The sequence below is a fragment of the Luteibacter sp. P4_D7_3 genome (assembly GCF_056401735.1).
This window is the reverse complement of the sequence record NZ_JBFUIT010000204.1, coordinates 1-7,338: the sequence shown is the minus strand read 5'-3', so window position 1 is coordinate 7,338 and position 7,338 is coordinate 1. Positions and strand designations below refer to the sequence as shown.

Below are 7,338 nucleotides of genomic sequence, written 5' to 3'. Positions count from 1 at the left end.
CATGAGCGCCAGGGCGCGTTCGTCGGATACCTCGAAATGCGCGGCCCCGGCGACCTTGTCCAACTGGTGCAGGTAGTAGGGCAGCACGCCGGCAGCGAACGACCGCTCGCACAACGCAACGAGGGTATCGGCGTTGTCGTTCACTTCCTTTAGCAGCACCGACTGGTTGAGCAGGGTGGCGCCTGCCGCCCGGAGGCGGGCGCAGGCGGCATCCACCGTGCCATCGAACTCGTTGGCGTGATTGGCATGCAGAACGACCACCTTCTGCAGGGGTAGGGCAGCCAGCCAGTCCGTGAAGTCGTTGTCGATGCGCTCGGGCAGCACCACCGGCAGGCGGGTGTGGATGCGCAGGCGGATCACGTGCGGCATGTCCGCCAGCCCACGCGTGAGTTCCGCGAGCTTGTGCGTGGCCAGCGATAGCGGGTCCCCGCCCGACAGGATCAGTTCCCGGATGCTTGGGTCCGCCTTGACATGGGCCAGGGCGTCACGCCACTGGGCTGCTGCCGCGATTTCCTCGCCGTAGGGAAAATGGCGGCGGAAGCAGTAACGGCAGTTGACGGCGCAGCTGCCGCTGGCGATCAGCAGGGCGCGGCCGTCGTACTTGTGGAGCAGGCCGTGGCCGGCCCGCGAGGCCATGTCGCCCACGGCGTCCACCGTGAAGCCCGCGACCACGTCGTGCTCGGCACGGCGCGGCAGCACCTGGAGGAGCAGGGGGTCGGTGGGGTCGCCGTGGCGCATGCGGGCCACGAAACCCCGCGGGACGCGCAGCGGAAAGCCAGCATCGTCCGGCGGCAGGAGGTCGGTCCGATGGCCGAGACCTACGGCCTGCAGCAGTTCTCGCGCGTTCGTAATGGCGTCCCGCCATAGCTCGCGCCACCCCGTAACGGGCGACGATAGGCGGGAAGTAGGGCTTGCGGTTATCATTGCGGACCTTGGATCGGGCTCTGCAGCCCGTGACAGACCCTATTTTAGCCGCCCAGCGGGGCGGATATAACTCTGGAGCAGATACAGATGGGCATGCTTGGCCTCAACGACGTCAAAACGGGCAAGAAGATCATCCACAACGGCGATCCCTGGATCATCACCGAAGCGGAGTTCGTCAAGCCGGGCAAGGGCCAGGCGTTCACGCGCATTCGTATCCGTAACCTCAAGGACGGCCGCACGACCGAGCAGACGCTCAAGTCGAGCGATTCGTATGAAGAGGCCGACGCCGTCGACACCGATGCCAACTTCTCGTACGTGGAAGGCACCGGCAACGAGCGCGAGTGGATCTTCATGCAGAGCGAGACGTTCGAGCAGCACCGCGCCAGCCTCGCCGCCATGGGCGATGCCTGGAAGTGGCTGAAGGGCGAGGAAGAGTGCGTCGTCACCCTGTTCAACGGCAACATCATCGCTGTGCAGGCGCCGAAGTTCGTCGAGCTCAAGATCACCGAGACCGATCCGGGCGTCCGCGGCGACACCTCGGGCGGCGGCGGCAAGCCGGCCACCCTGGAAACCGGCGCCGTGGTTCGCGTTCCGCTCTTCGTCAACCAGGACGAAATCATCAAGGTCGATACGCGCACTGGCGAGTACGACAGCCGCGTCAAGTAAGGCGCAGCGTCTGATGCATCGATCGGCACGGCTGCCCTCCCGGGCGCCGTGCCGTTTTTTTTACGCTTCCCTGAGGCAGCAATGACTTCCAGCCCTACTGACATCGACCTCCTCATCGAAGCCCGCTGGGTCGTCCCCATCGAACCACACGCCGTGGTCCTCGACGAGCACGCGGTTGCTATCAACGGCGGCGAAATCCTGGCGATCCTGCCGATTGCCGACGCGCGTGTAGCTTACGCACCCCGCGAGCGCATCGAGCTGCCTGAGCATGCACTCATGCCGGGCCTGATCAACGCCCACACGCACAATCCGATGACCCTGCTGCGGGGTCTCGCGGACGACTTGCCGCTGATGACCTGGTTGCAGGAGCACATCTGGCCGGCCGAGGCACGCGTGATGGGTCCGGACTTCATCCGCGATGGCGTCGAGCTGGCCGTAGCCGAGATGATCCGCGGCGGCACGACCTGCGCCAACGAAAATTATTTCTTCCCCGACGTCATCGCCGCGACCTACAAGCAAATGGGTTTTCGCGCGGTGATCGGCCTGCCGGTGATCGACTTCCCCACGCCGTGGGCGAAGACCTCCGACGAATACTTCAGCCGCGCGCTCGAAGTGCACGAGTCGCTCAAGGCCGAGCCGCTGCTGACTACGGCCTTCGTGCCGCATGCGCCGTACACCGTTTCCGACGAGAACTTCGTGCGCATCCGCGACCTGGCCAACGAGCTCGACATCCCCATCCACCTGCACACGCACGAGACYGCGCTGGAAGTGCAGCAGGGCAAGGACAAGGACGGCGTGCGTCCGTTCGAGCGGCTGCAGAAGCTTGGTATCGTGACCGACCGTCTGGTCGCCGTGCACATGACCCAGCTCAACGACGACGAAATCGCCGCCTGCGCGGCGGCCGGCGTGTCGGTAGTGCATTGCCCGGAATCCAACCTCAAGCTGGCCTCCGGCTTCTGCCCGGCGGAAAAGCTGCGCGCTGCGGGCGTCAATGTCTGCATCGGCACCGATGGCTGTGCCTCGAACAACGATCTGGACATGTTCGGCGAGATGCGCACGGCAGCGCTCCTGGCCAAGGCCGTCGCCGGGGACGCGGCGGCGTTCGACGCCGCGTTTGCCCTGCGCGCCGCCACGCTCAATGGCGCGAAGGCGATTGGCCTGGGCGACCGCATCGGCTCCATCGAGCCGGGCAAGCGCGCCGACCTGACCGCCGTGCGTCTCGACGCGCTCGAAACGCAGCCGCTCTATCATGTCGCGTCGCAGCTGGTGTATGCCACGGGCCGTCATCAGGTCAGCGATGTGTGGATCGATGGCCAGCGCAAACTCGCCGATGGTGAACTGGTCGGCATCGACAAGGCGCGCATCCTCTCCAAGGCGCGCGCCTGGCGCGAGATCATTGCCTCCGAGGAGGAAGCGTGAGCGATTCAGAGCACCTGTACCTCGTCCTCGTCATGCGGACGCCGGCCTTCCAGGCGGCCGCGGGGGACGCGCACCAGGCTTTTCTCGCCGGCCTTATCGCAAAGCATCAGCTTGAGATGACCGGCCCGTTCACCGACGGTACGGGCGGCGCATACATCGTGCGTGCCCCCGACCTGGCCGCGGCGACGGCGCTCGCGCACAGCGATCCCCTGCACTCCAGTGGATCGTCCACGCTCACTGTTCACGAATGGCGCGTGCGTCGCTTCGCGCCCGAGGGCTGAACCATGCAAACCAACGCCAATGTCAGCGCGGAAGAGATCGCGCGCTTCGAGAAACTCGCCGCGCGCTGGTGGGATCCCGATGGTGAGTCCCGTCCGCTGCACGACCTGAACCCGGTGCGCGCGGCTTACGTTTCCGCTCGCGTGAACCTGCGCGGCGCCAGGGTGGTCGATGTCGGTTGTGGTGGTGGCCTGTTGAGCGAAGCGCTCGCGCGTGCCGGCGCCCAGGTGACCGCCATCGATCTCGGCGCCAAGCTGATCGAGATCGCCAAGCTGCACCTTTTCGAATCGAACCTGCAGGTGGACTACCGCGTGCAGTCGTCGACGGAGCTGGCGGAGGCCGAGCCGGCGTCGTTCGATGCGGTCTGCTGCATGGAGATGATCGAACACGTGCCCGATCCGGCCGCCCTGATCGGTGACCTCGCCCGCCTGCTGAAGCCGGGCGGCCAGCTGTTCCTGTCGACGCTCAACCGCACCCCGGCCGCTTTCGGCGCTGCCATCCTTGGTGCCGAGTACCTGATGCGCCTGCTGCCGCGCGGCACCCATCACTACGCGCAGTTCCTCAAGCCTTCGGAAGTGGCCGGCATGTTGCGTCGCTTCGACCTCGAGCTCGAGGACATCAAGGGCCTTGCCTACAACCCGCTCACGCGCAACGCGAGCCTGTCGTCGAATACGGCAGTGAACTACGTCCTCAGCGCGAGGAAGCTCGGGTGAAGCGCTTGCCGTTCACGCTGGACGGGGTGTTCTTCGACCTCGACGGGACCCTGCTCGATAGTGCCCTCGACCTGCATGGGGCCCTGGTCGACCTATGTGCGGAGCAGGGCATCGCACCGCCCCCTTACGAGCAGGTGCGACCGGTGGTCTCGCGCGGTTCGCGCGCGATCATCGCGGTGGGCTTTCCCGGTATCGATGCCGAGCGCGTGCTGGCGCTGGTCCCGCGCTACCTCGACATCTACGAAGCGACCATGGCCCGGCACACCGTGCCATTCGACGGTGTCGAAGCCATGCTCGCCGGGCTGGACGCCGCTGGCCGTCGCTGGGGYATCGTCACCAACAAGCCAGGCTTCCTGACCGACGGATTGCTGCCGCGGGCTGTGCCGCACTGGAATCCCGCCGCGGTGGTCTCCGGCGACGCGTTGCCAGTGAAGAAGCCGGACCCGGCACCCGTCCTCCACGCGTGTGCTCTCGCGGGATGCGATCCGGCGCGCTCGGTTTTCGTCGGCGACGATCGTCGCGACATCGAAGCCGGCCACGCCGCCGGTCTGTTCACCGTAGCCGTTCGCTGGGGCTATCTCGACGGCGGCGACCCGGACACCTGGGGTGCCGATGTCGTGCTCGACCGCGTGGACGAACTGGCTGCCCTGCTGGGTGTGCGGGAGATTCCTGCGTGACCGACGGTGCAACCCAGAGCTTTGTCGACAAATGGCTGGCAGTGCAGCCCCAGCAGCGGGTGGCCTTGCCCTTCGTCGACGTGTCCGTGCGCGACGCTCATGTGGCGCTGGCCGCGTTCGAGCAGGAACTGATCGCCTCGGCCTACGGCGTGCGCGAGCCGCAGGTCGCCGCGGCGAAACTTCAGTGGTGGGCCGAAGAATTGTCCGGTGCCGCTTCCAGTGGTGGGCGGCATCCGCTGACCAAGCAGCTGTTCGCCGACGAGCGTGCACGTCGCATTCCGGCCGATCGCTGGCTGGCGCCGGTGCTCGCCGCAATGGCCCAGCTGGAGCAGGGGACGCCGTCCGACTTCAACGCCCAGGTCACGGCCTCTCGCGGTATGCACGGGGCGCTGGCCGCGCTGGAGAACGCCTGGTGGTTCGGGGCGGACGCACCGGTGGAGGCCGCATCGCGCATCGCCACGTTGTCGCACCTGGTCTTCGCGTTGTCGCGCCTGGAACTCGATGCCGAGCGTGAGCGACTGCCGCTGCCCATGTCGCGGCTGGCCCGGCACGGCCTGTCGCGTGGCCAGCTGAAGGACGACACGCCGGCGCGGCGTGAAGCCCTCAAAGCCCAGCTGGGCGAGCTTGCGGCGGGCCTGCGCGAGGCCCTGGCGCTGGGTGAACCCCTCAGCACGTTTCGTGGTCTGGAGGGCCGTACAGCACTTTCGGCGGCGCGTGCGGCGGCCAAGGCAACCGAACCCTTCCGTGAACTGCACTTACGGCAGTCGCGCAGCGGACCGGCCACGGCCATCCGGGCCTGGCTGGCCGCCCGACATGCGGGGCGGTTCGGCTGAACGGACCGTTTCCATGCGCGGACCATTGAGCCAATCCTCAACATCCCCATTTCGGTCACGGTAAGCCGGAAACGGCACGTCCCCTTAGGATCACCCGATGTATATCCAAGATTCCCCGACCCGCCTGCTGCCCGATGTCGCGTCCCAGGAGCATGCCCTTGCCATTGGAACCCTCGACTGGGTCGGCATGGATGGCATGGAAATGCCGGTGCAGTTCGACGCCGGTGACGGCGATGTCCGGTCGACCGGCGCGCGCGTGGGTGCCTTCGTCAACCTGAACAAGCCGGAGGTCCGCGGCATTCACATGTCGCGCCTTTACCTGCTGGTGTCGGAGGCGCTCTCGGCCGGCCCGCTGACGATCGAAGGCGTTCGCGGCCTTCTCGGTTCGTTCCTCAGCTCGCACGAGGGTCTGTCCGACCACGCGAAGATCACCATCGGCTTTGAGCATCTGGTTCGCCGTCGCGCGTTGCGCAGCGACAACAGCGGCTGGCGCTCCTACCCGATCACCATCTGCGCGAATCTGAGCGACGGCAAATTCACGATCGAGATCACGACCGACGTGGTCTATTCGTCGACCTGCCCGGCGTCGGCGGCCCTCTCGCGCCAGCTCATCCAGGACAACTTCGCGAAGACGTTCTCCGCCGATAACGCCCTCGACCGCGACACCATCCTCGCCTGGCTGGGTACGGAGCAGGGCATCATCGCCACCCCGCACGCGCAGCGCAGCACGGCCACGATCCGCGTGCGTCCCTTGGGCGAAGGCGTGTTCCCGCTGATCGACATGATCGACAACGTCGAGGCCGCGCTCGGCACGCCGGTGCAGACGGCGGTCAAGCGCGCGGACGAGCAGGCCTTCGCGCTCGCCAATGGCAGCAACCTGATGTTTTGCGAGGATGCCGCCCGTCGCATCCAGAAGACCCTCGATGCCGACGAGCGCGTCGCCGACTTCCACGTGCGCGTGGCGCACCACGAAAGCCTGCACCCGCACGACGCCGTGGCGTTCGCTTCAAAGGTCCGCTGAAGGGTTGCGGGCTGTTGTCGGAAAAAGGCCCGCCATCAGGCGGGCCTTTTCGTTACTGGATGCCCGGCAACAGCAGTGGATCGAGCCGCACGCCGAACCAGTTGAATCCCCAGTGCACATGAGGCCCGGTCGCCCGGCCGGTCATGCCGGCTGCGCCGATCACGTCGCCCTGCTGCACGTGCTGTCCCACCTTCACGTCGATCCGCGACAGGTGCAGGAAGTTCGAGGACAGTCCGAAGCCGTGGTCGAGCAGCACGGTGCCGCCGGTGAGATACAGGTCGGGTTTGGCGAAGGTGATGATGCCGTCGGCCGGTGCCTTGACCGGCGTGCCCTGCGGTACGGCGATGTCCATGCCCGAATGCGGGGCCTTAGGGTCGCCGTTGTAGATCCGCTGGTTGCCAAAGCGCCCACTGATCCGGCCGGTGACCGGCCAGATGAAACCATGCGCGAAGTCCTCTCGGGCATCGTCGCGATTTCGTGCGGCGACCACTTCGGCTTGTTCGCGTTGGATGCGCGCCGCGATCTCCGGTGGCGGATTCACCGTCGCCGGCGGCACGCCTTCGACGCGTTCGATCGGCCAGTCGCGCGGCGTCACGTTGAGGCTGTGTCTGGTACCGCCGACCACGACGTCGATGGGGCCTTGCTCATCGCGGCCGGCGCCGAACACGAAGATCCCATCGGCACCGACATGGACGGGCTTGCCGGCCACGGTGACCCGGGATCCCGGCGCGGCATGGCCGATCACGAGACCACCTTGCGACACGCTGGAGGGCAGGTCGGTGACAGCGGCAGCGGCCGTGGTGGAG

Annotated in this window: 9 protein-coding genes; 7 read left to right on the top strand and 2 right to left on the bottom strand. The window is 66.8% G+C overall.

Annotated features, from left to right (window positions below):
- Positions 1-924, bottom strand: a 924-nt coding sequence (epmB, locus tag AC1DSN_RS15640; RefSeq protein WP_477331549.1) for an EF-P beta-lysylation protein EpmB, incomplete at its 3' end; no start/stop codon positions are given.
- An 87-nt stretch (positions 925-1,011) separates the two neighbouring features.
- Between epmB and efp the strand changes: the two genes are divergently transcribed.
- From efp to folE2, 7 genes are all read left to right on the top strand, one after another.
- Positions 1,012-1,590 (top strand): elongation factor P, encoded by a 579-nt coding sequence (efp, locus tag AC1DSN_RS15635; RefSeq protein WP_213948412.1) that lies wholly within the window; start codon positions 1,012-1,014, stop codon positions 1,588-1,590.
- An 81-nt stretch (positions 1,591-1,671) separates the two neighbouring features.
- Positions 1,672-3,009 carry a TRZ/ATZ family hydrolase gene (locus AC1DSN_RS15630; protein ID WP_477295977.1) on the top strand — a complete coding sequence of 446 codons (1,338 nt, stop codon included), beginning with the start codon at positions 1,672-1,674 and terminating at the stop codon, positions 3,007-3,009.
- Positions 3,006-3,290, top strand: a complete 285-nt coding sequence (locus tag AC1DSN_RS15625; RefSeq protein ID WP_231874092.1) for a YciI family protein — start codon at positions 3,006-3,008, stop codon at positions 3,288-3,290. The genes AC1DSN_RS15630 and AC1DSN_RS15625 overlap by 4 nt, the downstream gene beginning before the upstream one ends.
- Before the next feature lie 3 nt (positions 3,291-3,293).
- The gene (ubiG, locus tag AC1DSN_RS15620) at positions 3,294-4,001 is read left to right on the top strand and encodes a bifunctional 2-polyprenyl-6-hydroxyphenol methylase/3-demethylubiquinol 3-O-methyltransferase UbiG (protein ID WP_477331546.1); all 708 of its coding nucleotides are present in this window, start codon (positions 3,294-3,296) and stop codon (positions 3,999-4,001) included.
- On the top strand, positions 3,998-4,678 hold the full coding sequence (gene gph / locus AC1DSN_RS15615; RefSeq protein WP_477295974.1) for a phosphoglycolate phosphatase: 681 nt from the start codon (positions 3,998-4,000) through the stop codon (positions 4,676-4,678). The genes ubiG and gph overlap by 4 nt, the downstream gene beginning before the upstream one ends.
- On the top strand, positions 4,675-5,511 hold the full coding sequence (locus tag AC1DSN_RS15610) for a squalene/phytoene synthase family protein (RefSeq protein ID WP_477331545.1): 837 nt from the start codon (positions 4,675-4,677) through the stop codon (positions 5,509-5,511). The genes gph and AC1DSN_RS15610 overlap by 4 nt, the downstream gene beginning before the upstream one ends.
- A 97-nt stretch (positions 5,512-5,608) precedes the next feature.
- The gene (folE2, locus tag AC1DSN_RS15605; RefSeq protein ID WP_213948407.1) at positions 5,609-6,532 is read left to right on the top strand and encodes a GTP cyclohydrolase FolE2; all 924 of its coding nucleotides are present in this window, start codon (positions 5,609-5,611) and stop codon (positions 6,530-6,532) included.
- 52 nt (positions 6,533-6,584) lie between these two features.
- Here the strand turns inward: folE2 and AC1DSN_RS15600 are convergent.
- Positions 6,585-7,338 (bottom strand): M23 family metallopeptidase (locus AC1DSN_RS15600; RefSeq protein ID WP_477331543.1); only part of this gene is annotated, 754 nt, incomplete at its 5' end.